Consider the following 24,433-nt stretch of genomic DNA (forward strand, 5'->3'; position numbering starts at 1 on the left):
AAGTTATTTCCCAGAATCTGAGGAGGAAATTAAAGTCCAAAATCGCTATGACTGCTCATCTTCGCGGGTGATGAACTTGGTTTTGATTGGCAACTTAAAGGCTGCCAAACGCATTGCTTCACGGGCAATTTCTTCAGCGACACCGCCAATTTCAAACATTACCCGACCCGGTTTGACAACGGCAACCCAAAACTCAGGTGAACCTTTACCGGAACCCATCCGGGTTTCTGCTGCCCGTTGGGTAACTGGTTTGTCAGGAAAAATGCGAATCCAGATTTTGCCACCCCGGCGGATGTAGCGGGTCATGGCACGCCGTCCGGCTTCTATTTGGCGAGAAGTGATCCAGGCGGGTTCAACAGCTTGGAGCGCGAAGTCACCAAAGCTAACTGTATTGCCGCGGGTGGCAACACCGCACATTCGCCCGCGCTGTTGTTTGCGGAATTTGGTTCTTTTAGGGCTTAACATGGCTGGGGGATTTAGTAATTGGAAATTGGTAATTAGTAATTGGTTGTTGGTAATTGGTAATTGGTTGTGAACCCTTCGACTACGAGGAAGGGCATCGCCACTGACAATTAACAACTGACAATTAACAGTTAACCACTAGCCTTCGTTGGATCGATCTTCAAATTGCTGGCGACGGCGCTTGTTCTTAGTCCGAGGGGCATCGTTGTTCGGGGCTGCTATTTGTTCCTGTCCAGGAATAATTTCGCCTTTGAAAACCCAAACTTTAATGCCGAGGATACCGTAGATGGTTTGAGCGGTGCAGTAAGAGTAGTCAATATCAGCACGCAAGGTGTGCAATGGGACTCTTCCTTCCCGCGTCCACTCGGTACGGGCAATTTCTGCACCGTTGAGTCGTCCGCTGACTTGAATTTTGATGCCTTCGATGCCGACTTTTTGAGCGCGAGTAATTGCTTGACGGACTACTCGGCGGAAAGATACGCGCCGTTCTAGCTGCTGAGCGATGTATTCTGCGATCAGAGTGGCATCAGCATCTACCCGTTGGACTTCCACAACGTTGATGCGGATTTGGCGGTTGTTGCCGAGTTGCTGCTGCAAACCGACTCGCAAGGTTTCGATCCCTGCTCCACCACGGCCTACTACCACACCTGGTCTAGCTGTGAACACTTCTAGGTCGATTTGATCGGCTTTGCGCTCAATTCTGACGGAGGAGATCCCAGCGTTACTGAGGTTTTTTTGAACGTACTGGCGAATTTTGTAGTCTTCTTGCAAGAGTTCGGGATAGTTTCGGGCATCTGCAAACCAGCGGGAGCGGTGCTCTTGGGTTATGCCGAGGCGAAAACCAATTGGATGTATTTTTTGTCCCATAAAAGTTGATATTTGGTAATTGGTAGTTGGTAATTGGTAATTGGTAATTGGGTTTACCGATGTTTGCAACTTTTAGCAGTTTTTTACCTATTACCTGTGCTCTTGTTTATTGTTCTAGGAGCGGAGCTACTACCACAGTGATGTGACAGGTTGGCTTGCGAATTTGGTAGGCACGGCCTTGAGCGCGGGGTCTAAAGCGCTTGAGGACTGGACCTTGGTCTGCGTAGGCTTGAGAAACTACTAGCTTGGCTTTATCCAATCCGGCGTTGTGTTCGGCGTTGGCTACTGCGGAGCGCAAAACTTTGACAATTGGTTCGCAAGCTCGGTAGGGCATGAATTCTAGTAGAATCAGCGCTTCTTGATAGCTTTTGCCTCGAATTTGATCGAGAACTCGGCGCACTTTGAAGGGCGAGCTTCTAATATAGCGGGCGATCGCCTTTATTTCGGATGTGGTATCTATAGCCATTGCGATTTTTGTAATTGGGAATAAGGTAATTGGAAGGTAATTGGTAATTGGTAATTGTTTGCCGATTACCTCTTACCTGTCACCTAATTAGGCTATCTCTTTGCCTTTTTGTCACCACTTTTAGCGTGACTTCTAAAGGTGCGAGTAGGAGAAAACTCTCCTAATTTGTGACCCACCATTTGGTCTGTGACGTAGACAGGAACGTGTTGTCTGCCGTTATGAACTGCGATGGTGTGGCCTACCATTTGCGGCAGGATTGTGGAGGCTCGCGACCAAGTTTTAATTAACTGTTTTTGGCCGGCGGCGTTGAGTTTCTCGATTTTTGTCATCAGATGATCTGCGACAAACGGGCCTTTTTTTAATGAACGAGACATGATTTTGGTAATTAGTAATTGGGGAGTGGGCAGTGGGCATTGGGCATTGGGTATTGGGCATTGGGCCTTATAGCATTGGGCATTGGGCATTTGTTAATTTCAATAACTCATTACCTATTACCTATTACCTATTACCTATTACCCATTACCCATTACCTATTTACCCATTACCTCTTAACATTAACTTTGTCTGCCACCCTTGCCGCGCTTGGAAGACTTGCGACGACGGCGGACAATTAAAGCATCGCTGCGCTTGTTTTTGCGTCGGGTTTTGGCACCCAATGCTGGTTTACCCCAAGGTGTGACAGGTCCTGAACGCCCGATGGGAGCTCTGCCTTCACCACCACCGTGCGGGTGGTCTACTGGGTTCATGACGGAACCACGAACTGTTGGTCTGCGACCTTTCCACCGGGTGCGGCCGGCTTTGCCGAGGCTGATGTTTCTAGCATCTGTGTTGCCGACTTGACCGATGGTGGCGTAGCAGTTGGCGCGGACTTTGCGCTGTTCGCCGGATGGTAGTTTGAGGGTAACGTAGCTGCCTTCTTTTGCCATTAGCTGAGCGCTGGCACCTGCTGAACGGACGATTTGTCCGCCTTTGCCTGGTACTAGCTCAACGTTATGGATGCTTGTACCGAGAGGGATGTTGCTCAGGGGTAGGGCGTTGCCGATTTCGATTGGTGCGTCGGGGCCTGAGAGAATGACTGTACCAACGGTTAAGTTCAGTGGATGAAGGATGTACCGTTTTTCGCCGTCTTTGTAGAAGACGAGGGCGATACGGGCGTTCCGGTTGGGGTCATACTCGATTTCCTTGACTGTACCGGGAATGCCGTGTTTGTCGCGACGGAAGTCGATGTCTCTATAAAGGCGCTTGTGACCGCCTCCCCGGTGGCGACAGGTGATGACGCCTCGGTTGTTGCGGCCTTGTTTGGTGTGCTTATTACTCGTTAAAGACTTTTCTGGTTCTGATTTAGTAATTTCAGCGAAGTCGGAAACGGTGTGTGCCCTGGTACTGGAGGTATAAGGTCGGTAAGAACGAATGCCCATAATGTTGGTAATCGGTAGTTGGTAATTGGTAATTGGTAATTGGTAATCGGTAATTGATAATTGGTAATTAGTAATTGTGAAGTCCGAATTCATCTTTCATACTTTTCAATTACCGATTGCCTATTACTGAGTACCCATTACCGATTACCTATTACTAAATTTTAAACTTCTGGGAATAAGAGTTTGCGGAGTGAATCTCCGTCGCTGAGAGTGACGGTGGCACGCTTGTAACAAGGTTTGAAACCGACGGATTTGCCAACTCGACGCTTTTTGCGCGGCGGGTTTTGGGTATTGACACCGGTGACTTTAACCTTAAATAGTTCTTCGATGGCTGCTTTGATTTGAGGCTTGGTCGCTTTGGGGGCTACGTCGAAGGTGAATTGATTTAATTCCATCATGCGGGTAGCTTTCTCAGTGAGAATAGGACGCTGGATCAAATCTGCGTAGTCGCGGGGGTCGATTTTACTCACCGTAAATCTCCTGAATTTTTGCTAGGGCTGTGGATGTGACGATAATTTTGTCAGCGGCCAGAACGTCATATACATTCAGGGAAGTTGCCAGGATGACGTTCATCAATTCGACGTTGCGTCCCGACAAGTAGACGTTGAGTTGGGGTTCTGGCAAGACTAACAGAACTTTTGTATCGGCTTCGATGCCCCACCGGGCGATCGCATTTAGTAATTCTTTGGTTTTTGGTCTCGGAAATTGCTCTGCAAATTCTTCCACCACAATCAAGTCTTCTGTACGGCTGTAGAATGCTGTCCGCAAAGCGAGACGGCGTTCTCTTTTGTTCATTTTGACTTCAAAGTCTCTGGGTTTTGGTCCGAAGATGACACCGCCACCACGCCACAGGGGAGAACGGATAGAACCTGCTCTAGCTCGGCCTGTTCCTTTTTGCCGCCAGGGTTTGCGGCCACCGCCTCTGACTTCCGATCGAGTTTTGGTGCAAGCATTTCCTTGACGAGCGTTATTCAGTTGCCGCGTCAATGCTCTGTGAACGATGTGAGAGGCATTTTCTTGTTTGGCTACGCGCAATTCGAGAGTTGTTTCTCCAACTTCTTCGCCTTGCCAATTTCGCACTACACAGTTAACCATTTCTTTTGTCCTTTGTCTGTTGTTAGTTGTTAGTTGTTTGTTAGTTGTTAGTTGTTAGTTGTTTGTTGTTATCTGCTACTACTGATAACGAAATAACCCATAACTAATGACTACCGCCCAACTTTTTTCTCAGGTACAACATTGACTAAGGCACCGGCTTTACCGGGAACGGCTCCTTTAATTAGTAGCAGATTCCGCTCTGTATCTACCCGCACAATCGTTAGCTTGCGAACGGTTACTTGAACATTCCCCATCCGTCCTGCCATTCTTTTCCCTGGATAGACGCGGCCGGGGGTTGTTCCAGGTCCGATCGAGCCTGGTTCGCGGTGGTTCTTGGAACCGTGAGACATTGGGCCTCGTTTAAAGTTGTGGCGCTTTTGGAAACCGGCAAAGCCTTTACCGATGCTTGTACCAATCACATCTACTATTTGTCCGGGTGCAAAAGCATCGGCTTTTAGTTGTTGACCTAATTCAAAGGAACTTGTGTCTTCCAATCGGTATTCGTGCAAGTGGCGCAATGGATTCGCCCCGGACTTGGCTAGGTGTCCTAGTTCTGGCTTGTTGAGAGCCTTTGGTTTGACTTCGCTGTATCCAATTTGAACGGCACTGTAGCCGTCTGTTGGTTTTGTTTTAATTTGAGTTACTGTACAAGGCCCTGCTTGAATGACGGTGACGGGGATTGCTTTCCCTTCTGCGTCAAACACTTGAGTCATGCCTAGTTTTGTACCAAGAATGCCTACTGACACGGATTTTTTTTCCTTTTATTTACGCAAGAGGTTTCGGATTGCGAAGTTTTCGTTAATCCGCTTGCTCTTGTGCAGAAACATTTATTTCAATGATTCTGCAATTAACTGTTATCAACCAACAGCTTTCCGCGGTGTTTAAAATTTAAATTTTAAATTTGGGAGCTAGCTTGTGGAAGTCTTGCAAGTTTCGAGATTCACAGGCTTCTAGCTGTTGTGTCTCCGAGATTTATTTCGTTCTTGCTTGTTCGTGCCTGGACTTGAGCAGTTAACCACTCAGTATCCTTTACAGCAACGATTTACAATAGTATGCGAAGTGTTGGCTATTTGTCAAGGCCACGATGAGATTTTTTTTGACTCAGCTTAAAGATTTATCGAAAATTTGGGTTTAAAACCCCGTCCTTTAGCGTAGCGGAGGACGGATTGACACTCTTGACCAAACAATTTACCATAGTAAATGTAGTGTGGTAAGCAAAATGTTAAAAGCATTCAAGTACAGAATCTATCCGACCGCTGAGCAATCCGTTTTGCTTGCCAAGTCGTTTGGCTGTGCTAGATGGTTTTACAACTACGCTCTCAATCTAACATCCGAAACTTACAAACAAACTGGAAAAGGATTAAGCAGAAACGAAATAATCAAGCTTCTGCCTTCCCTAAAAAAAGAGTATGAGTGGTTAAGCGAAGTCCCGTCGCAGGTATTACAGCAAGCCGCTTTAAATCTTTCTAGTGCTTTCCTTAATTTTTTTGAAGGTAGAGCTAAATATCCTAACTTCAAGAAAAAGCAAAATAGGCAGTCGATTAGATTTCCTCAGCACTGTCAGTTAAAAAATGATGTTCTGGTATTACCTAAAATCGGCAAAGTCTATTGCAAACTTTCACGGCAACCCGAGGGAGATTTAAAGTCGGTTACGGTTTCAGTTAATCCATCAGCAGAATATTTTGCATCTTGTCTTTATGATGATGGTCAGGATTTGCCCCAAAAATCATCAGAAGGAAAAGCTATCGGGATAGACGTTGGACTAACCCATTTTGCGATTACATCAGATGGGACTAAACATGGGAACCCTAAATACTATCGTAACTACGAACGAAGATTAGCGAGGAGACAAAAGAAACTTAATCGCAAGCAAAAAGGCTCTAATAACCGCAATAAAGCTAGAGTTAAAGTTGCTAAAGTTCACTCTAAAATCCTTCGTTGTCGTGAAGATTTTCTCCACAAGCTAAGTCGTAAATTAGTTGACGAAAACCAAGTCATAGTGGTCGAAAATCTAGCCGTCAGCAACATGGTCAAAAACCCTAAACTAGCAAAATCAATTAGTGATGCTGGCTGGGGTCAATTCTGTACTATGTTGAAATACAAGGCTGAATGGGAAGGAAAAATCTATCTAGAAGTTGACAGATTTTTCCCCAGTTCCAAGACCTGTAGTAACTGCTTAAATCGTGTTGATAGTTTGAGCTTAGATATTCGTAGTTGGCAATGCCTTAAGTGTGGAGAAAACCACGATAGAGACATCAATGCCGCTAAGAATATTCGGGATGAAGGGTTACGAATTCTGGCGGTAGGGCATACCGCCACTGCTTCGGGAGGGAGAGTAAGACCAAGTAAAGGCACTGCTTTTGCAAGGCATCTCCCTGTGAATGAAGAATCCCCACGTCTTTAGACTGGGGAGTGTCAAAATACTTGCAGTTCGCACTTGGGCGATCGACCAAATTTTCATACAGCAACACAAATTTATGGGATTGATTACGACGGGTTCAGATATGATTCGGGATTTGGAAAAGTCGGGGTCCCTAGCCCTGTACGTTCCTTTGGAGGGAGGTTTTGAGGGACGTTACCTGCGCCGACTCAGGGCTGCGGGCTATGGTGCCTACAACATTACAGCGCGGGGTTTGGGCGATTTGGCGATGTATTTGACGGGGGTGCACGGGGTGCGGCCGCCCCATTTGGGTAAGAAAACCACTGGTAATGAAGCGTCGGTGGGTTATACCTACTACGTGCCACCGATGTTGAAGACTCAATTGGACAATTTGCCTCCGAAAGCAAAAGGACTGGTGCTGTGGATCATTGAAGGGCAGATTTTGTCTAGTCAGGAGGTCGAATATTTAACTATTTTGCCGACGTTAGAACCGCGAGTTAAAATAGCTGTAGAGATGGGGGGCGATCGAGTTTTTAGTTGGAAGCCACTCAAGGATGCTTTAGTTGCAGCTTAAATTGGGTTTCAGTCGATCGCCAATCAACTAAAAAAACACAGCGAGCAACTAAAGCTCAACAGCTTCTGCTCGCTGGTTTTGCTCTTTTTTGAAAAAACTTAATGTAACAGGAAAACTCTCATGCTTCACAACCGAGATTATACCATAATCATTGACAAGAGTGGCAGTATGTACACCAAAGACAAGACTGGTGGCAAAAGTCGGTGGGCGCTGATGCAGGAATCGACGATCGCATTAGCAAATAAATGCGAAGAACTAGACCCTGATGGCATCACAGTTTACTTGTTTTCGGGTCGCTTCAAACGGTACGACAATGTAACAGCAGGGAAAGTCGTACAAATATTCCAAGAAAATGAGCCTTCCGGGACTACGAATTTGGCGATAGTTTTGCAAGACGCTCTCAACAACTATTTTCAGCGAAAAATATCCGGTAAGACTCAACAAAATGGGGAAACAATATTAGTGGTGACGGACGGAGAACCGGACGATCGCAAAGAAGTGATGAAAACAATTATAGAAGCTTCGCGGAAGCTAGATCGAGATGAAGAATTAGCAATTTCGTTTATCCAAGTCGGGAATGCTCCAGAAGCTACCAAGTTTCTCAAGATATTGGATGACGAACTACAAAGCGCTGGGGCTAAATTCGATATCGTGGATACTGTAACTATGGACGATATGGAAGGAATGACTCTGACGGAAGTATTGCTGAATGCAATCACTGATTGAGAAGGTGAATTAAGTTTAAGGCGATGGTATTTTGGCCGGAGGGCTCAGAAGCATTGTTTAGGGGGGGGTTAAGTAATGGAATCGATCGATCGTTTGTTAGCTGAACTTAGGGCTGAGTATCAAGAATCTCAAAAAAAATCTGCTGACTTAAAAAGCCAGCGGATGGTGCAACCAGAACCGTCTTTGCAAGCAACTACTGCGCCGTCTAGTCAAGTAATTGAAACTTATGGCAAAAATTTGGATTTGGATAATTTAGACAGTGATTTAGCTCAAATCAAGGCTGAATACCAAGCACAAGAGCAAGCTGAAGAAGTTGCCAAACAGGAACAGCTTTTGGCTGAAGATGAAGCACAAAATAAAGCTCAGAAAACTCTCAAACAGGAACCGCAGCAGGTGGAAGTAAAAACCCACCGGGAAAAAGTGAGACAAGCTCAAGTTTGGCTGAAGAATTTAAGTAAAGATTCTGATGAGAGATTTTGGTTCGATCAGTTTGCTTTTAAGTATTCTTCGAGGATAGATGCTGCGATCGACTATTTGCAAGCTGTGAATGAGTTTGATTAAATGTTGACTGTGGACGCTAGGGAAAACCGTTATAGTGATTTTCAATAAATAGAATCTTTGAGGACAGAAGTAGGATGCAGCAAAAATAGGGCAGCCTTTTTTGCTGTATTTTCAGATAACTGAATTTGCTTGAGTTCCACAATACCTTCACTGATAAAAGTATCTCTCAAGGCAGCTTTATCTCCGCTGTTAAAACTGGTTTCATAAAACACTTCCCGAATACCAGCGGCAATGACTAATTTCAAACAATAAATGCAGGGTTCTAAGGTGACATAAATGCTAGCTCCAGCAGTAGATATACCATGTTTTGCGGCTTTGGCGATCGCATTTGCTTCTGCATGAACCGCCCGCGATGGTAAGGTTTTGCTAGCATCACAACTGCTCAAACCAGGATAGCAGAATCCTTGAGAGATGCAGTGTGCCGAACCAGAGGGGGAACCGTTGTAACCGGTGGCTAACACTTGCCTATTTTTAGCGATCACAGCACCTACGGGAAAGGCCAGACAAGTCGATCGAGTCGCGGCCAATTTGGCTAACATCAAAAAGTATTCATCCCAATCTGGTCTTTGAGGGGGTTCGTAGTTGTCTGGTGTATTTTCCATTTAAAATCTAGAATTAGAATTGTATTGAGACAAGAGATTTATTGGGAGATTCCAGTCGAGCCAAATCCATTATCTCCCCTAGAGCTGGAATTTAACATTTTAACTTCTTCAATTTCGACGCGAATTACCGGTGCGATTACCATTTGAGCAATTTTCATGCCTTTTGTGACTTGAAAAGATGTTTGACCGTGATTGATTAATATGACTCCGATTTCGCCTCGATAGCCTTCATCTATGGTTCCTGGTGCGTTGAGTACAGTGATTTGGTGTTTGAGAGCTAAACCACTTCGAGGACGAATTTGTGCCTCTGTTTTTGGGGGTAATTCTATTGATATGCCTGTATGAATTAACTTGCTTTCTCCGGGAATGATTTCTAATTCATCTATGGAAAATAGATCGAGTCCAGCATCAGATTCGTGGGCGTATTTGGGGATTATGGCTGATTCGTGAAGTTGCCGGATTTTTAATTTCATCTTGTTTGGTGAGGATAAGGAAGACGGAATAATGCTGATACAGCAAACTTTTTAGGGTTCTCAATGTTAGTTGTATCGGAATTATTTAACCGCAGAGACCGCAGAGGACGCAGAGGGGGAGAAGAGAGGGATGAATAATTGCGAACATCGGAATTATTACGGGGCTAGTCTGGCTTTTCCGAGGCGAGTTGTTGTGTACCACTTGGCGATGTCGGGTGCCCAATTTTCAAAATGAGGCCACATCATTTCGCAGAGTTTTTGAATTTCTAGTTGAGCATTTTTTTTGTTTCTCAAGTCAGCAAAGTGCAGGAATGACCTTAAATTGAAACTGACTACAAAGTGCTGGCGGTAGTCAAAGGGTAATTTGCCTCTGGCGTGTTCTTCGGACATTCCGCCGTCGAAGTCTATTTTGTAACGTTTGGCTGCTTCTAGACACCACTCTAAATCTTGCTGTCTTTGTTCGGGAGAATAGTAGTATTTTTTGCCTTCGCGGTCTGTGTAATAATCTACTGGACGCAGGTAAAAAATGTCTTCTATGTCTTTTTTGCCGATCGCTGCATCCAGAAATTGATTACCTGTATAACGCAGAGAATTATGTACTACTAAACCATTAGCAACGAAATTATGCCATTCACCATCCACCTCTAGGTCATAAGTCATTTGTTCGCCAACATATTCAACACTCTTGACTTTTACGGGATGAGAACGCAATTTTCTCCCTTTTGGCTTTGGCTTGACTTGCCAATTTTGAGGCTCTAATATTGGCGAGTAAGCTTTAGCAAATTCAAGCTCTAAGTTGTTTTGATGAATATATTCGTGACATTCTTTGCATAAAGTCACTAAATTATCAAAATCATAAGCAAGAGACTGATCTGCAAAAACTGGTATTAAGTGATGGGCGTGAAGAACACCACCTCTGACAGCACATTTCTGGCAAATAAAATCAAACTTTTTATGGACTTGGGGCGCAATTTGCCGCGTCCAAGCCCCAATTAATTCTCGCTCTGTAGAAGTACCACCTTTCCAAAAATTAGACTCAGTACCTCTTTGCGTGTAAATTTTTCCATTTTCGATTCGTCTCTGGCGGCTTTCTTCGGAGAGGTTAAGTTGATAACCTCCTTTACCTTTATTCCAAGGTTCATCTCTTCCAGGTTTTCGCTTATTTAGAGACAATTCATAAGCATAGACCCATTTTTTGACCGCCTCAATTGAACAGTTAGCTAAAGTCGCTATTTCATCGGCGTGCAGTCCTTGATTAAGTTGCTCTACCAACCAAGGCTTGTTGCGATAGAGGGCATTAGGATCATAATTCCAAGGTTTGTGATTGTTGAGATGACCTGGAGTTGAGCATTTTAAAGATAACTCAAACTTATCAATCCATACTTTAACCGTAGCAATAGAGCAATCCGATAAACCAGCAATTTCTTTGATAGTTAATCCTTTGGCAATTTGGGCTTCTAGCCATGATTTTTCTGTGTAAAGCCGATCCGTCACTGATAAACCATTGCACATGACATAGGAGTTTTTGGCTATGCTAACGACATTGCCATCAGATGCTGTTGTCAATCCCACCGCATCTTTCATTGTTTGCCAACCGTTTGCGGTGAATAAACGGTGATTGGTAGTACACTCTAAAGTCTTGCCATCCTCTAATGTAACTTTATAAACAGGTTGAATACCGCTACACATGACATCTTTGATATGACCCACTTCAAACAAGCCAGTTTGTTCATTTAAAACTCGTAAACGCATTTTACGGATTCTTTGCTTGCAGTCACGACGATATTCGCCTGGTGGTTCACCATTTCGACCTTGAATAGACCGAGAACGAATCGCTTTTTCCCCATTAGTCCAAAGATCATACAGTTCTCCAATGGTTTTGCTCAAATTGTTCTTACCAGCACTTCCCTCACAATCAACAAAAGTGATTACGGTATCAGCAGCAAGACATTGCACATCGAATGAGACTCCAACACGATGTGTCCTGGCTTGCTGCATGACACTGTGGGGAAAGTAGCCGCAATTAAAGATAATTTGGGGATGCTCTAAGGGGCCGTAGTGACCCCGATCGCCTGCGAGGAGCCTTTTTACGATAATTTCGCCGCATTCTGCGTCTGAGGGCCAGGAATCGCGATCGTCAAATACGAAATTCTCCGTATAGTCTTGATGGAGGGCAGCATAAATTACTTGCTGAGGATTTGGTGTTTGTGAAATAACTTCTACTCTGAATCTATCCATATATATTTTTATTTTTGAAGGTTGCTATAGTTGAAAGATTGAACATTTTAGATTATTTCATAAGATGGCATTATTGGCAAGTTTTTTATGCTAATAACTCGTATTGTTCAATGACAATAGCGAAGCAATCAAGTAAAGAATGGGATAACTAATACTCCAAAGAGCACTAACAGCGGGGTAATGTCAAGATAAATTCAGCTCCTTGACCTATCTCAGAATTCACCTCGATCGCACCTCCATGTTTTTCTACGATAATTTGACGGACGATCGCCAATCCTAATCCAGTTCCTTTACCTACACCTTTAGTGGTAAACAAATGGTCAAAGATTTTGGCTTTCACTGCTTCGGTCATGCCTCTGCCGTTATCGCGAATTTGGATCTGCACCTGGGTTGCATCGACTGAGGTGCGAATCGTAATGTGCTGAGGATGGGCTTGGAGTTTTTCAAAGGATTGAGTCTGTGCCATCTCATCGAACATATCGATCGCATTGGCCAAAACATTCATAAACACTTGGTTGAGTTGTCCGGGGAAACAGTCAATTGGTGATAACTCACCATAGTCTTTGAGCACTGAGATCTCCGGTCGATATTCGTTGGCTTTGAGGCGATATTTGAGAATTAGCAGCGTGCTATCGATGCCGTCGTGGAGGTTGGCGGTGACTTTGCGATCGGTATCCGCACGGGAAAAGGTGCGGAGGCTGGTGCTGATGCCTTTGATGCGATCGGTGGCTCCTTTCATCGAGTTGAGTAGTTTGGGGAAATCTTTGCTGAGAAATTCCAGATGGATGTCTTCGGCATTGTGTTGAATTGATGTGACTGGGTTGGAATAGTGCTGTTGATAGAGTTCTAGATGTCCGAGCAGATATTTCACATAGTCTTTGGCGTTGTTGATACTGCCATTCAGGAAGCCGATCGGGTTATTGATTTCGTGGGCCACACCAGCAACTAAATTCCCTAAAGATGCCATTTTTTCGCTTTGGATGATTTGCAGTTGGGATTGTTCAAGCTGCTGGGCGTAGTCTTGGGCTTGTTGATAGAGGCGGGCATTTTCGAGGGAAATGGCGGCTTGGGCGCAGAGGAAGTTGAGGAGTTGGACACGATCGCGCGTAAACGCCCCCACCGTAACCTGATTCTCCAAATACAATATGGCGACGAGTTTACCCTGCTGCAAAATCGGAGTACACAACAGACTCTTGGGTTGTTGTTGCATGATATAAACATCTGTCGCCAGAGTAGGATGGGCAAGCGCATCGGCAATCACAATCGGGCGGAGGCTCCGTTTGACGCTGTTAATCAAGCTGTGCGGGACTTCTAGACTGTTGAGCAAGGGGATAGATTGGACTTGTGCAGGCCGATCGAGGGTGGCAACCGCTTCCACAAACCATTGATGATTTTGCGGCAATAGCAATGCGCCTTTATCGGCTCCAGCATTTTCTAGTACCGTATGCAGTAAGGTTGCCAAGAGTTTATCGAGTTGGATTTCACTCGAAAGGGTTTGGGATGCTTTCAGGATGGTTGCTAAGTCGAGGGTGTCAGAAATGCTGATGCTAGTGCTATGAGATGTCTGCGATATAGTCGCATGGATTGTGTTCAGAGGATCGATCGCAAAAGCTGTTTCTGTTGCGGACAAAGATCGTTTTTGCTGTTGCAAAATCGGTGCGAGCAGTTGGGGATAGCGGTGTTCTAAGTCTTGAACTTTAGCTTTTGCACCCCAGTGAGCATAGCCGTAGTAGGCTTCTTGCATATAGCTGGCGGCAATTTTTTCTTTGCCCCAATCTAGGTAGAACTTGGCGGCTAGTTCGTTGGCTAACGCTTCTTCTTGGATGTAGCCATTTTCTTTGGCTCCAGCGATCGCTTTGTCGTAGAGATCGATCGCCTCAGTCTTGTTGCCCAAAACACGATATCGCTCTGCCTCCACCAAATCATATTTATGTTGAAAGTTCATTGGTGCGTGGTGAGCACGATTTTGAAGCTGAGTCTGATTTGCGGAGACGCGATCGAGAACTGCCGTGTTGTCTGTCATCTCAGAAAAGTCAGCAAATGCCGTCAGAGAATCATAGAAGTAAAAAATGGGTATGCTAATCATACCTGCCCCGGCTGCTAAGGTTTGGCGTGCTGCCGCCGCATCTTGTTTTGCCTCAACCATTTCGTTAAGCAAGTAGGAAGCCGTGAGCCGATAAACCCAATAAAAATGTAATCCGGTTAAATCATTAGAAATAGTTAAGGTATGATGCAACTCCTTTTGGGCAGTCAGCACAGCCTCATTCCGAGTAACTTGTAATCGCCGAATCGTCTGAAAAATAGTAGAACAATAGTTTGAGCTTGCGGCGATGTTTAGCTTCAGGAGTGTGGCGATATAAATCTCTATTTCTGCCAGCAGCGTCGTTAATTCTTTGCCAACCGCATAGTGAAATACACAAAGATTGGCAGCACTATAGCCCGTATTTTCAAACTCACCCACTTCTAGCCCAATTTTGAATGCTTCTGTCAGCAGAGGTAGACTGTTCTGGAGGTGGTATTTACAGTGAATAATAAAGTTTCCGACGGCAAAATTCACTTTTGCCTGAACAGTTTGCACTTTGAACTTTTCCGCGAGTTTCAATCCTAGCTGACCAAATTCATAGGCTGCGTCCAAGTCTTCCAAAACACCGCTTAATAAAACAGCATAGCCACTGTAGCCATGAGCAGAGAGGGCTGTATTACCGGCTTGAATTGATAGTTTGACTTGAGCCAAAACGATAAAGGGAAACAGTAAGGGAGCAGAATTATAAGAGGCTCCGGTAATACTAGACAGTAACTGCATACTTGCCAAAGATACCGAGTCTGTCATCACGGGCAGTTCGAGTAAATCATCGGCAGTTCTGCCATTGAGCAGCGCCGCAACCTCTTGCATGGCTGGGATGATATCTGCGGGTGTTGGTTGGTTGGGTAGATGAATATTGAATTGCTCTAGGGCGTTCCGTGCGATCGCGATCGCCTCTGAAAACTGACTCTGATTGCTATGGGCTTGAATCTGGATTTCATAGGTTTTAACCCGATCGAGTGGATCTAATTCTTGAGCTAAAATGACGCTCACCCACTGCTCCATTTGGGCAAAGTCGCCGCAGAGATAAGCCCCTAATGCGGCACCTTCATGTAATTCCAACATCAGACTCGCTTGGTTCTTCCAGCCCAGATCCTCTAGCAGAGCGATACCTGTTTTGCAATAGTTGAGCGCGGGTTCATAGGCATTAGAGGCTTTGGCTTTGTTTCCAGCAATTAAATTAAGTTGGGCGAGATTCGTTTTTTCTAGTGGATCGACCAGAAGGGCGATCGCACGATTCCAGTGGTTGACAATCTCAAAAATATTGGCTTCTAGTTCTGCGTCTGGGATGTTTTGTCGCAGCAATCGAGCAATTGCTAAATGAGTTGACTGTTGTTGATTTTCTGGAATCAAAGAATAGGCAGCCTGTTGAACGCGATCGTGCAAAAATCGATATTTCGGATTGACCGTATTTTGCGTATCTGATGTTTCTGTCCCCTGAAAGAACTTGTAGACTTGGCTCGTAGGCAAAATCAAACCTTCTTGCAAGGCTTTCCACAATGCTGTAGCGGCATTGGTGGGCGATCGCTCTGCCACGATCGCCAATGTCGCCAAATCAAACTGATTCCCGACACAAGCCGCCAACTTCAGCACCTGTTGAGTTTCGGGTGGCAATTTCTGCAACTGCAACGCCATAAACTCCACCACATCATCAGTCAGAGCCAGCGCATTCACTTGAGCAATATCACATTCCCAATAACGGCGATCGCGATCGAAGGTAATATGTCCGTCATCATGCAACGCTTTGAGAAATTGAGTTGTAAAAAAGGGATTGCCTTGGGTTTTGCGATCGATGAGTTCAGTAAGGGGCTGTGCTAGTTCTGTTGAACACGCCAACGTGTCGGCAATCAGCGCGTTCGTATCGTTCAGCGTTAACGGTTGCAGGGTAATCGTATGGACGATCGCTTGCGCTTTTTTCAGGTCTTCTACGGTCAAAATAAAGGGATGGACAGGCGAGACTTCGTTATCCCGATAGGCACCCAACATCAGCAGATAACCATTGTCATTCATCAGCAGTTTGACCAACTGAAGCGATGCCAAATCGGCCCATTGTAAATCATCTAAAAACATCACTAACGGATGTTCGGCGGTGGTAAATACTTCAATAAAGTTTTGAAATAGTCGGTTAAATCGATTTTGAGCCGCATTGCCCGATAGTTCCGTAACAGAGGGCTGTTTGCCAATAATCTGTTCTAGTTCAGGAATGACTTCAATCAAAACCTGGCCGTTTTCTCCCACTGCTGTCAGAATTTTGGCTTGCCATTGCGCCAGTTGCGCGTCAGATTCACAGAGCAATTGCTCCATCAAATCTCGCAGGGCTTGCACAAACGCCGATAACGGAATGTTGCGATTAAATTGGTCAAACTTGCCTTTGATGAAGTAGCCTTGCTGTCGAGTAATAGGCTTATGGACTTCGTTGACCACCGCCGTTTTACCAATCCCGGAGAATCCGGCGACGAGCATTAATTCAGAGGCTCCATCGGCAACGCGATCAAAAGCATTCAATAATGTTTGAACTTCGGCTTCGCGTCCATAAAGTTTTTCGGGAATCAGGAAGCGATCGCTCAAATCCCGTTCTCCTAGTTCAAATTCGACTATTGCACCGAGTGCTTCCCACTGGCTCAAACATTGTTGCAAATCATGTTTAAGTCCCCTCGCACTTTGATAGCGATCTTCGGCATTTTTTGCCATCAGTTTCGTGACGATCGCACTCACCATTTGCGGCACATCGGGATTCACTTGCGCGATCGGGGTCGGCATTTTTGCAATGTGACAATGCACTAACTCCAAGGGCTCGTCGGACTGAAACGGCAACACTCCGGTCAAGAGTTGATATAGCGTGACACCGAGCGCATAGAAGTCCGCCCGATAATCAATGCCACGATTCATCCGTCCGGTTTGTTCTGGAGCCAGATATGCCAGAGTACCTTCTAAAACATTGGGGTTTTGAATGTCTTGCGTTTCTTTGGGTAGTAAAGAAGCGATACTGAAATCGATTAACTTGACTTGTTTGGATTCTGGATGAATCAAAATATTGGCGGGTTTGATGTCTCTATGCACCACTCGATGGTGACAAAGATCGTGAAGTGTCTCGGCGATTTGAAGTGCGATCGCTAAGATTTCCGTCAACGCCAAGGGCTGCTGCTGCCGAGCATATTGTCCGAGAGGAATGCCGCCAATATCTTCCATCACCAAGGCATACCCACTCCCCAACGATTCCAGGCTGATGGGTTGAACCACGCCAGGGACGGGGAGGTGTTTGGCGATGATATATTGATTGCGAAACTGCATCAATTCGCCAAAGCTGGGGTACTCTCGCCGTAGCACCTTAATCACTACTGGGTGCTGCTGCGCGATTTCGATCGCGCGATAGACCGCTGTTCTCGACCCTAGATAGAGTTGCTCAACAATGGTATAACCATCAATCGCTGGGAATGTTTGCGCTTGGGTGCTTGCGGGGAGTGCCATAGGTTGAGTTATGTAACGGAGATATCTCTAGCATATCCGAAAGATTTGGGCGATCGCATTGATTTTTTGATTCAGCACTTGAGTAGCCAGTTTTCTGATGTTAATAAATTATTTTAACAATTTTCTTAAGCCAACAATTCACTAACAGCTACGCTAAAACCTGTAAGTACCCTTTGAGTCTTAACAACTTCATCCCCATTAAATAACTGCCAGTTTTTCCCTGCATTTACAAATACTAATCTCGCTTCAGGAAATAGCAGCCAAACTTCTAAACATCCTGATGCCAAATATTCTTGAGCTTTTGCAAATAACTCTTCGCCACTATCTTCGGGAGAAGCAACTTCTGCTATCAGGGGAAAACTTTGGGAAAATGCTGTAAAATTGCCTGATTGTGGCAACAGTTCAGGAGTGATGTAAGCGACATCGGGACGGCGGCCTTGTTTGGCTGTACGACAAAGGACTTCTGTAATAACTTCTCCTCCCTGTCCACTGGAGTCTTTGTAATTTCCCCAGAAACGGGCTAATTTAACTTGAGCGAGACCGTGCTTGAATGTCATTCCTGTTTTCTCCACTAAGTTGCCGTCAACCCATTCCATTCTATCAGCAGGCTTGACTAAAAAATCTTCCAGAGATATGACTTGTTTGGGTTCGGATTCTGGCTGAATTTCTGGTATGTTTTCTGATTTTTGCTGGGATTCTGGCTCTATTTTTGGGTCTGCATTTTTGGGTATAATTATAGTAGCTGTCACGATCGCAACCTCTCTTTGATGATTCTGATGTTGGATACTGTTAGTATAGCTTTAGAGTAGGGGGCTTCGGAACATGAGACGATCGCAATTTTACTTGACTAGGCGATCGAGGAACGAGGCGTTCACGCCGGGGAGTGTCAAAGACGGCTATACCGAAAGCCACAGGACACCTAATCTCCCTTGGCGACACGATCGCATTCTCCATGCTTCTAGTTCACTCAGATTGGTCTCGGCTCCTGATAAAATCTATAAGGTGCGATCGCCCTTAAAAGATTGTCGTCAATTAGGCGATAATGTAAAAACTATAGTCCTAGACCCATGGTGACGGTGTGGCAAAGATTTGAGATGCTTCCCAACCCAGAGAATGAGATGATTTAGGTTATTAGTGCTTCCGGGAATAAACAAATAACTAATAACCAGTAACTCCTAACTAATAATCAGTAACTCCTAACTAAGAAAAATGGCAAATGTTCGCTTAGAAAATATTACCCGACGCTACCAAAATGTCACCGCGATCGAAAACATTAGCTTCCAAATCCCGGACGGAGAATTTTGGGTATTAGTCGGACCATCTGGTTGCGGTAAATCAACGATTATGCGGACAATTGCAGGTTTAGAAACTGCAACTTCTGGCAATCTTTATATTGGAGATAATCTAGTTAACAACATTCCAGCAAGACAGCGGGATGTGGCAATGGTATTTCAAAATTATGCGCTTTACCCGCACATGACTGTGGCAGAAAATCTGGCTTTTGGATTGCGGATGCGGAATGTTGAAAAATCAAAAATTCAAGAAAGGGTGGAGACTGTAGCCCAGACGCTATCGATCGATCGTCTGCTTAACCGCAAGCCGAAACAGCTTTCAGGAGGTCAGCAACAGCGGGTAGCACTGGGAAGGGCGATCGCCCGCGAACCCAAAGTTTTTCTCTTAGATGAACCGCTTTCTAACCTGGATGCTCAATTGCGAGATGATACTAGGGCCGAACTCAAACTACTGCATCAGCGGCTAGGAATTACGACTGTTTATGTCACCCACGACCAAGTGGAAGCGATGACTTTAGCTGACAAAATAGTTATTTTAAATCGCGGTCTGATTCAACAAATTGGAGACCCTCAAACTGTTTATGCTAAACCAGTAAATCGGATGGTGGCGACATTTTTAGGTAATCCGGCTATGAATATTTTGCCTGCAATTTATGCGAACGAATCTTTTCAAGTGGGAAATCAATCTCTAGCTTGTCCGCCCTCGATTCAGAAAAAATTGCAGCCTAGGGAAGGACAGGGTTTTGATTTGGGAATTCGTCCAGAACACATAGCAGTTTTTACTAAATCCATGGCGGAGAATGAGGATTTAAAAACCGATGTTTGGGCCTTAGAAAAAGTGCCTCTAGAGTTAGAGGTGAAAGTGGTTGAACCCTTGGGGCGGGAAACTTTAATCCGGGCGAGTTTGCCGATGTTGAGTCCAGAAACTACGATACAGGTAGTGGTGCCTGGGAATGGGCGCTGTCGATCGGGCGATCGACTGAGTGTAGAGCTTGATTTCGATCGGCTATTTGTATTTGACCCTTCCACCGGCGATACACTCTACCCTTAATGGGTGCTTAACCTGAATATCTCAAAGCCTTGGTTTTTGTAACAAAATTTTACACTTGACATTTATGAATTTGCCAAGTAATGCTAAAATTAGTTTAAGTAACATAGAAAGCCATCCCCCCAAAGACTTGTTTTTTGTGATTTGGGGCGATCCCGATCCACAAATTCGCACTAGCGGAATTTTTAAATGAATTCTGAAAAACTGCCTCAAATTCTGCAAACCGGATTTCACCTAGCTTTGGGTGCAACTTCTTTTTTAATTGAGACATTGCAAGACCCGCTGAAGCGAGAGGAAAATCTGGAAAAATTAAAGTCAGACTTGGGTGTATTAGCCGATGAGTTGCTAGAAAAAGGAGAAATGACCGATACAGAAGCCCGGAATTTTGTAGATACTATTTTTTCGGGACAAAACGAGCGGGAGAATACCGAAAGCGAATCAGTCTCGCCTCAGCAATCGAATTCACCCATAGGTAATCCTCCCGATACTGTGTCACAACCAGACGTACAACTAGAAATTCAAGAGTTAACTGCACAAATGGTGGCACTCAGAACCCAGTTAGAAAGTTTACGGGCTGAAAATTCTCAGGATTAAAGTATCTTGAGTCGCAGACAAACTAATTTGAAAGTTTTTAATCGAAAAAGGTATTTCCCAAACAAGCAACCTCCTCTAACACTGTTGCAATTAGGAGTAATGTGTGTGAAAAAAAGCCGTTCTAACTTAAACACTTACATTGTGCTAATTGCCAATTCTGCTACCAGCCTCATCTACAACAAACACCCATAACTGATTCAATTGCTCAACACAGCCGGACTGGATGAAGCAAATTTAGTCATTGTCCCACTTTTCTGAACCGATCAGGTCGGCGATGCGATCGCGCAGCAAAAAGTCACATTTTTCTAGTTCGCACTCCACACAGGCCCATTCGCGGGGGGGAATGAATTGGCACATCGTATAAATGGGCTGCTGACGGCTGAGTACGCCATCATGCACGAGGTGACGTGCTTCATCTTGGATAACATCTAAAGAGTATTGCAATGGGTGGATGGTGGACTGAATCATAATGCGCCCTCAATGTTTCCTAAAAATTTTTATGTCCTTATTAATAATATAGTGTACACCCAACTAATTCCTAGATTAATTTTTGTCTGTATATATAGATACAATTTAGTTATATAAACTTAAAAGAAATTCTAATAATTACACAAATCCGCTCAGTAACGACTTATTCGGAGTTTCAGCAGGGCTCTTTCGGTCTCAAAACTCTGATTTTTCGTACCAACTAAGTAGATTTACTCAAGTATAAGCTTAACAAAAATTTATAAAATTTTCATAATTGACACTGCCTGTGGGTGAAGGCGCGAGACTTTCACCTACAACTTTGTTAGTTATGCTAGAGGCTTTGAGTCCAGACCAAATAGTAATTCTAGAGCAATGGCTTGGGCACTCGGCATCTGGCCGAAACAAAATACATGGGGAATGCTGGGAGATAGGTGGGGCAAAAATTGGTCTAAAACGTAGGGACTTCCGTAGATTAACACAGCTTGAAGTTCACCAGTTGTTAATAATTGCTTAAACAAATCTTGAGCAGCCAAGGTCAAGCCAGCACTCCCTCGGAAGCAGTTGCCACGAATGAAAACTTGCAGCAAGGTGGGAGTAAAGGACTCTGCATTTGTATTGTGTGCGATGGAGGCTGTGCGATCGTCAATCAGTTGCAATTCGTAACCAAACTTGGCCGGCACGGCGATCGCGGGAGTATGGTTTCCCAAAAATTCGCACGCCAAAACATCATCTACAACTATTAAATTCCGCAACGGCTGATTTTTTTGAGTCGGCGACACAGCCAAAGGTAGATTTCCCCCAAATTTCAAGGAATCTCGCAAAATATTAGCAGCAATTGTCGTGGCTGCGGGAGTTGCCAGCAAACTTAAGTCGATCGAATTTAGGGATTGTAGATTCTTGCTACCGCTTTCGACAACAGCAGTTTGATCCTTACTCCTTCCCTTAACAACAGGGGGTTGGGAGGGTTCAGAAATCTGCAAACCAACTTTACGCTTAGCCTCCCAAATTCGCTTGACAGATTCCTTGATTTGTGTTCTGGGAATCCTACCTTGAGTCACAGCTTCACAGACAGCCTGAATTGCGCCGTGGGGGTCTAGGGGCATCAGCAAAACATCAGCACCAGCCTCAGCCGCCAAAACCGCTGCTTCATTAGGGCCATACTGATTGGCGATCGCCCCCATCACTAAAGCATCGGTTACGATCAAACCCTGAAAACCCAAGTCTTGGCGGAGTTTCCCCATCAAAATTTTGCGCGAAACAGTAGCCGGAAAATCAGCATCCCAAGCCGGAATCAGCAAGTGGGCGCTCATCACAGCATCAACTCCATCGGCGATGGCTTCGACAAAAGGAGGTAACTCAACCTCTGCCAATCGACTTGGGGAATGGGGCAAAACAGGCAATTCCAAGTGAGAATCAACGGCGGTGTCGCCGTGGCCGGGAAAATGTTTGGCTGTAGTCAAAACCGATTGTGTGCTGGCGCCGCGAATAAAAGCACTGGCTAATTTGCTGACAATTTCTGGTGTCTCGCCAAAAGCGCGGACGTTAATTACCGGATTGTCAGGATTGTTGTTGACATCAACTACTGGTGCCAGAACCCAATTGAGACCGATCGCCCTAGCTTCGATGGCAGTCACAGCACCCATTTGTTCGGCATAGCATCCAGCAGATTCAGGATTTTGCTTGGCAATTTCTGCGATCGCCATGGGTGGGCCAAACCAAGTTGCGCCGCTGAATCGCTGGCCGACACCTTCCTCAATATCCGCCGCTAGTAATAGCGGAAATTTTGCCCAAGATTGCAATTGGTGCGATCGAACTGACAATTCCGCAGCACTTCCCCCTACCAAAATTACACCACCAACACCCAATTTTTCTACGTAATGGCGGAGTTTGTCGGCGGTTGGTTCCCATTCGGGATAGCGAATTTGGCGATCGAACAAATAACCAGAAGCGCGCACTACGAACATCTGGGCTACTAATTCTGGTAGGGAAAGATTGTCAATCATGGGAAATTGCTAACTGGTTATTGGTTTACTTGTTTCCTGGGAATGTGTGTGGGGAGGCTGCCTCCTCATTTCCTGATATTGCTTGCTGGGAGGATCTTTGGAGGCAGAGCCTCTGGATCTCGGTTCCCAGGCTCTGCCTGGGAACCAGTTAAAACCAGTTAAATATTAATCCTCATCTGCATCGTCTGTATCGTCAATTTCATCGTCGCTGAATTCTGCATCTGAATCTTCTAGATCCGGTTTGCGATTGGCAGAAAGCTGATTCAACAGTATTAACATTTTATCACCTCGCTCTAGGGAGCGGTCTTCGAGAAAGGTGACTTCTGGTGTGCGGCGCAGTTGCATCCTTTGGCCCAACTGGTTGCGGACGTAGCTAGTAGCGGATTTTAAACCTTCCATAGTCTCGGCTTTCGCCTCATCAGTACCATAAATGCTGACAAAGATTTTTGTGTGCTGAAGGTCTCCCGAAACAATTACTTCGGTGACGCTAACCATACCCGCACCTACTCGATCGTCCTTAATGCCGTTGACCAACATGAGGCTGACTTCGCGTTTAATCATTGAAGCTACGCGCTCTATGCGACGACTTGTAGCCATACCAACTATCCCCTACTTTTAGATCGGCTATGTCTGCCGTTTTTATCCCGATTGACAATTGTAGCGTGATCGGTCCAAAAATTTGGATTAGTATGACAGGGATGGAGAAGCAGGACGAGCTGATCGCACTTAGTCAATTGTGCAAACCTAGTCCAGGACTCACTCTCAATCTAAAACACATCTAATATGAATATTCCTAAGTCAATTGTTCGGATTTTTCTCAAGCTCCCGAACGGTCAGATTGTGGCACAACTGCGAGATAATATTCCAGGTATTGCAAGTCAAGGGATGCTGTCTACTTTTGGAGGTGCCGTGGACATTGGAGAAAGTCCAAAGCAAGCGGCAGTCCGAGAACTGGAGGAAGAAACTTGCCTCCAAACCAATTACACAATGGAATTTATCGGAACTTTTATTCACCCAAAGACCAAAAACAATCCCCAAATTATACAAGAAAATCACTTGTTTTTGGCGAGAGTTAGCAATTTCGAGGACATAGAAATCAAAGAAGGTGTGGGTTTTGTGGTTTTGAGAAAAGATGTAGATTTTGGGAAAGTAAACGCAGGGGAGGGTACTCAAATGGCTTGGAAATTGTTGCAGGACTATTTAAAATAAACAGTTACATACATTACTAAAGTTATATAAAATCCTGTCTTCATCGTCCTGTATTAAACTCTCTCTTCTCTTCCTTCGCGTCCTTAGCGCCTTCGCGGTTAAATCATTCCAATACAACCGGAATTGATATTACTACTCAAATCACCAGATTGTCAAAGGGAAAAAAACTCATGGAAAAAGAATTTACTGTCGGTCAAAAAGTGCGAGTTGTGGCGATGCCACCCTACGTGAAAACTGCGGAACGGATGCCGATGCTGCGGCCTGCTCATGTAATTGTGATCGGCGCTGAGGGTATTGTACTCGATCGACGTCCCGGCAATTATTGGGGTATTCGTTTTGAAAAAGGTGCTTTCCTCCTAGACAGTCAGTATATTGAAGCTGTGGAAACTATTGTTGAGGGTTGAAG

Annotated in this window: 26 protein-coding genes; 10 read left to right on the forward strand and 16 right to left on the reverse strand. The window is 44.9% G+C overall.

Features of this window, described 5'->3' with window-relative positions:
- Positions 1-45: 45 nt before the first annotated feature.
- The 8 genes from rplP to rplC all read right to left on the reverse strand — a co-directional run bounded on the left by rplP (position 46) and on the right by rplC (position 5,054).
- A complete protein-coding gene (gene rplP / locus AAFP11_RS13225) occupies positions 46-465 on the reverse strand; it encodes a 50S ribosomal protein L16 (RefSeq protein ID WP_340518151.1) in 420 nt (139 codons plus the stop codon).
- A 135-nt stretch (positions 466-600) separates the two neighbouring features.
- The gene (gene rpsC, locus AAFP11_RS13230; RefSeq protein WP_341733770.1) at positions 601-1,329 is read right to left on the reverse strand and encodes a 30S ribosomal protein S3; all 729 of its coding nucleotides are present in this window, start codon (positions 1,327-1,329) and stop codon (positions 601-603) included.
- Between the two features lie 106 nt (positions 1,330-1,435).
- Positions 1,436-1,795 carry a 50S ribosomal protein L22 gene (gene rplV / locus AAFP11_RS13235; protein WP_340518146.1) on the reverse strand — a complete coding sequence of 120 codons (360 nt, stop codon included), beginning with the start codon at positions 1,793-1,795 and terminating at the stop codon, positions 1,436-1,438.
- 92 nt (positions 1,796-1,887) lie between these two features.
- The gene (gene rpsS / locus AAFP11_RS13240; RefSeq protein ID WP_340518144.1) at positions 1,888-2,169 is read right to left on the reverse strand and encodes a 30S ribosomal protein S19; all 282 of its coding nucleotides are present in this window, start codon (positions 2,167-2,169) and stop codon (positions 1,888-1,890) included.
- A gap of 180 nt (positions 2,170-2,349) precedes the next feature.
- A complete protein-coding gene (gene rplB, locus AAFP11_RS13245) occupies positions 2,350-3,213 on the reverse strand; it encodes a 50S ribosomal protein L2 (RefSeq protein ID WP_341737525.1) in 864 nt (287 codons plus the stop codon).
- Positions 3,214-3,374: 161 nt separating this feature from the next.
- Positions 3,375-3,683 carry a 50S ribosomal protein L23 gene (locus AAFP11_RS13250; protein ID WP_341737481.1) on the reverse strand — a complete coding sequence of 103 codons (309 nt, stop codon included), beginning with the start codon at positions 3,681-3,683 and terminating at the stop codon, positions 3,375-3,377.
- Positions 3,676-4,308 carry a 50S ribosomal protein L4 gene (gene rplD, locus AAFP11_RS13255; RefSeq protein WP_340518138.1) on the reverse strand — a complete coding sequence of 211 codons (633 nt, stop codon included), beginning with the start codon at positions 4,306-4,308 and terminating at the stop codon, positions 3,676-3,678. Before rplD ends, AAFP11_RS13250 begins: the two co-directional genes overlap by 8 nt.
- Positions 4,309-4,418: 110 nt before the next feature.
- On the reverse strand, positions 4,419-5,054 hold the full coding sequence (rplC, locus tag AAFP11_RS13260; RefSeq protein ID WP_341737482.1) for a 50S ribosomal protein L3: 636 nt from the start codon (positions 5,052-5,054) through the stop codon (positions 4,419-4,421).
- A 473-nt stretch (positions 5,055-5,527) separates the two neighbouring features.
- Between rplC and tnpB the strand changes: the two genes are divergently transcribed.
- From tnpB to AAFP11_RS13280, 4 genes are all read left to right on the forward strand, one after another.
- Positions 5,528-6,712 carry an IS200/IS605 family element RNA-guided endonuclease TnpB gene (gene tnpB / locus AAFP11_RS13265; RefSeq protein WP_341737483.1) on the forward strand — a complete coding sequence of 395 codons (1,185 nt, stop codon included), beginning with the start codon at positions 5,528-5,530 and terminating at the stop codon, positions 6,710-6,712.
- 73 nt (positions 6,713-6,785) lie between these two features.
- Entirely contained in the window at positions 6,786-7,262 is a 477-nt protein-coding gene (locus tag AAFP11_RS13270; protein ID WP_341737526.1) for an NAD(P)H-quinone oxidoreductase subunit N, read from the forward strand.
- Between the two features lie 120 nt (positions 7,263-7,382).
- Entirely contained in the window at positions 7,383-7,988 is a 606-nt protein-coding gene (locus AAFP11_RS13275) for a VWA domain-containing protein (RefSeq protein ID WP_341737484.1), read from the forward strand.
- Positions 7,989-8,063: 75 nt separating this feature from the next.
- Positions 8,064-8,549 carry a hypothetical protein gene (locus tag AAFP11_RS13280; RefSeq protein ID WP_341737485.1) on the forward strand — a complete coding sequence of 162 codons (486 nt, stop codon included), beginning with the start codon at positions 8,064-8,066 and terminating at the stop codon, positions 8,547-8,549.
- 41 nt (positions 8,550-8,590) lie between these two features.
- Here the strand turns inward: AAFP11_RS13280 and AAFP11_RS13285 are convergent, their stop codons facing one another.
- From AAFP11_RS13285 to AAFP11_RS13305, 5 genes are all read right to left on the reverse strand, one after another.
- Entirely contained in the window at positions 8,591-9,151 is a 561-nt protein-coding gene (locus AAFP11_RS13285; RefSeq protein WP_341737486.1) for a dCMP deaminase family protein, read from the reverse strand.
- A 38-nt stretch (positions 9,152-9,189) separates the two neighbouring features.
- Positions 9,190-9,624 (reverse strand): dUTP diphosphatase, encoded by a 435-nt coding sequence (dut, locus tag AAFP11_RS13290; protein WP_341737487.1) that lies wholly within the window; start codon positions 9,622-9,624, stop codon positions 9,190-9,192.
- Positions 9,625-9,780: 156 nt separating this feature from the next.
- Positions 9,781-11,862: an FAD-dependent thymidylate synthase gene (locus AAFP11_RS13295; RefSeq protein WP_341737488.1), complete on the reverse strand. Its 2,082-nt coding sequence runs from the start codon at positions 11,860-11,862 to the stop codon at positions 9,781-9,783.
- A 166-nt stretch (positions 11,863-12,028) separates the two neighbouring features.
- Entirely contained in the window at positions 12,029-17,413 is a 5,385-nt protein-coding gene (locus AAFP11_RS13300; protein ID WP_341737489.1) for an AAA family ATPase, read from the reverse strand.
- Positions 17,414-17,538: 125 nt separating this feature from the next.
- Entirely contained in the window at positions 17,539-18,162 is a 624-nt protein-coding gene (locus AAFP11_RS13305; protein ID WP_341737490.1) for a Uma2 family endonuclease, read from the reverse strand.
- Between the two features lie 73 nt (positions 18,163-18,235).
- Between AAFP11_RS13305 and AAFP11_RS13310 the strand changes: the two genes are divergently transcribed.
- From AAFP11_RS13310 to AAFP11_RS13325, 4 genes are all read left to right on the forward strand, one after another.
- Positions 18,236-18,487: a hypothetical protein gene (locus AAFP11_RS13310; RefSeq protein WP_341737491.1), complete on the forward strand. Its 252-nt coding sequence runs from the start codon at positions 18,236-18,238 to the stop codon at positions 18,485-18,487.
- 135 nt (positions 18,488-18,622) lie between these two features.
- Positions 18,623-19,756, forward strand: a complete 1,134-nt coding sequence (locus AAFP11_RS13315; RefSeq protein WP_341737492.1) for an ABC transporter ATP-binding protein — start codon at positions 18,623-18,625, stop codon at positions 19,754-19,756.
- Between the two features lie 64 nt (positions 19,757-19,820).
- Complete coding sequence (locus AAFP11_RS13320; RefSeq protein ID WP_341737493.1) at positions 19,821-19,946, forward strand: hypothetical protein; 126 nt, start codon at positions 19,821-19,823, stop codon at positions 19,944-19,946.
- A complete protein-coding gene (locus AAFP11_RS13325; RefSeq protein ID WP_341737494.1) occupies positions 19,943-20,347 on the forward strand; it encodes a hypothetical protein in 405 nt (134 codons plus the stop codon). The genes AAFP11_RS13320 and AAFP11_RS13325 overlap by 4 nt, the downstream gene beginning before the upstream one ends.
- A gap of 234 nt (positions 20,348-20,581) precedes the next feature.
- Here AAFP11_RS13325 and AAFP11_RS13330 read toward each other — a convergent pair whose 3' ends face one another.
- The 3 genes from AAFP11_RS13330 to rbfA all read right to left on the reverse strand — a co-directional run bounded on the left by AAFP11_RS13330 (position 20,582) and on the right by rbfA (position 23,415).
- A complete protein-coding gene (locus AAFP11_RS13330) occupies positions 20,582-20,815 on the reverse strand; it encodes a DUF4327 family protein (RefSeq protein WP_340518115.1) in 234 nt (77 codons plus the stop codon).
- Between the two features lie 326 nt (positions 20,816-21,141).
- A complete protein-coding gene (locus AAFP11_RS13335) occupies positions 21,142-22,818 on the reverse strand; it encodes a glycoside hydrolase family 3 N-terminal domain-containing protein (RefSeq protein ID WP_341737495.1) in 1,677 nt (558 codons plus the stop codon).
- A 165-nt stretch (positions 22,819-22,983) separates the two neighbouring features.
- The gene (rbfA, locus tag AAFP11_RS13340) at positions 22,984-23,415 is read right to left on the reverse strand and encodes a 30S ribosome-binding factor RbfA (protein WP_341737496.1); all 432 of its coding nucleotides are present in this window, start codon (positions 23,413-23,415) and stop codon (positions 22,984-22,986) included.
- Between the two features lie 186 nt (positions 23,416-23,601).
- Here rbfA and AAFP11_RS13345 point away from each other — a divergent pair, with 186 nt between their 5' ends.
- Both AAFP11_RS13345 and AAFP11_RS13350 read left to right on the forward strand, forming a co-directional pair.
- On the forward strand, positions 23,602-24,027 hold the full coding sequence (locus tag AAFP11_RS13345; protein WP_341737497.1) for an NUDIX domain-containing protein: 426 nt from the start codon (positions 23,602-23,604) through the stop codon (positions 24,025-24,027).
- 170 nt (positions 24,028-24,197) lie between these two features.
- The gene (locus tag AAFP11_RS13350) at positions 24,198-24,431 is read left to right on the forward strand and encodes a DUF3148 domain-containing protein (RefSeq protein ID WP_341737498.1); all 234 of its coding nucleotides are present in this window, start codon (positions 24,198-24,200) and stop codon (positions 24,429-24,431) included.
- Positions 24,432-24,433: the final 2 nt, after the last annotated feature.

Source organism: Microcoleus sp. CAWBG640 (assembly GCF_020883015.1).
Taxonomy (GTDB): Bacteria; Cyanobacteriota; Cyanobacteriia; order Cyanobacteriales; family Microcoleaceae; genus Microcoleus; species Microcoleus anatoxicus.

Coding starts and splice junctions, on each gene's coding strand:
- rplP (WP_340518151.1), bottom strand. CDS start 465: ATGTTAAGCCCTAAAAGAACCAAATTCCGCAAACAACAGCGCGGGCGA.
- rpsC (WP_341733770.1), bottom strand. CDS start 1,329: ATGGGACAAAAAATACATCCAATTGGTTTTCGCCTCGGCATAACCCAA.
- rplV (WP_340518146.1), bottom strand. CDS start 1,795: ATGGCTATAGATACCACATCCGAAATAAAGGCGATCGCCCGCTATATT.
- rpsS (WP_340518144.1), bottom strand. CDS start 2,169: ATGTCTCGTTCATTAAAAAAAGGCCCGTTTGTCGCAGATCATCTGATG.
- rplB (WP_341737525.1), bottom strand. CDS start 3,213: ATGGGCATTCGTTCTTACCGACCTTATACCTCCAGTACCAGGGCACAC.
- rplD (WP_340518138.1), bottom strand. CDS start 4,308: ATGGTTAACTGTGTAGTGCGAAATTGGCAAGGCGAAGAAGTTGGAGAA.
- tnpB (WP_341737483.1), top strand. CDS start 5,528: ATGTTAAAAGCATTCAAGTACAGAATCTATCCGACCGCTGAGCAATCC.
- AAFP11_RS13270 (WP_341737526.1), top strand. CDS start 6,786: ATGGGATTGATTACGACGGGTTCAGATATGATTCGGGATTTGGAAAAG.
- AAFP11_RS13275 (WP_341737484.1), top strand. CDS start 7,383: ATGCTTCACAACCGAGATTATACCATAATCATTGACAAGAGTGGCAGT.
- AAFP11_RS13280 (WP_341737485.1), top strand. CDS start 8,064: ATGGAATCGATCGATCGTTTGTTAGCTGAACTTAGGGCTGAGTATCAA.
- AAFP11_RS13285 (WP_341737486.1), bottom strand. CDS start 9,151: ATGGAAAATACACCAGACAACTACGAACCCCCTCAAAGACCAGATTGG.
- dut (WP_341737487.1), bottom strand. CDS start 9,624: ATGAAATTAAAAATCCGGCAACTTCACGAATCAGCCATAATCCCCAAA.
- AAFP11_RS13295 (WP_341737488.1), bottom strand. CDS start 11,862: ATGGATAGATTCAGAGTAGAAGTTATTTCACAAACACCAAATCCTCAG.
- AAFP11_RS13300 (WP_341737489.1), bottom strand. CDS start 17,413: ATGGCACTCCCCGCAAGCACCCAAGCGCAAACATTCCCAGCGATTGAT.
- AAFP11_RS13310 (WP_341737491.1), top strand. CDS start 18,236: ATGAGACGATCGCAATTTTACTTGACTAGGCGATCGAGGAACGAGGCG.
- AAFP11_RS13315 (WP_341737492.1), top strand. CDS start 18,623: ATGGCAAATGTTCGCTTAGAAAATATTACCCGACGCTACCAAAATGTC.
- AAFP11_RS13320 (WP_341737493.1), top strand. CDS start 19,821: ATGAATTTGCCAAGTAATGCTAAAATTAGTTTAAGTAACATAGAAAGC.
- AAFP11_RS13325 (WP_341737494.1), top strand. CDS start 19,943: ATGAATTCTGAAAAACTGCCTCAAATTCTGCAAACCGGATTTCACCTA.
- AAFP11_RS13330 (WP_340518115.1), bottom strand. CDS start 20,815: ATGATTCAGTCCACCATCCACCCATTGCAATACTCTTTAGATGTTATC.
- AAFP11_RS13335 (WP_341737495.1), bottom strand. CDS start 22,818: ATGATTGACAATCTTTCCCTACCAGAATTAGTAGCCCAGATGTTCGTA.
- rbfA (WP_341737496.1), bottom strand. CDS start 23,415: ATGGCTACAAGTCGTCGCATAGAGCGCGTAGCTTCAATGATTAAACGC.
- AAFP11_RS13345 (WP_341737497.1), top strand. CDS start 23,602: ATGAATATTCCTAAGTCAATTGTTCGGATTTTTCTCAAGCTCCCGAAC.
- AAFP11_RS13350 (WP_341737498.1), top strand. CDS start 24,198: ATGGAAAAAGAATTTACTGTCGGTCAAAAAGTGCGAGTTGTGGCGATG.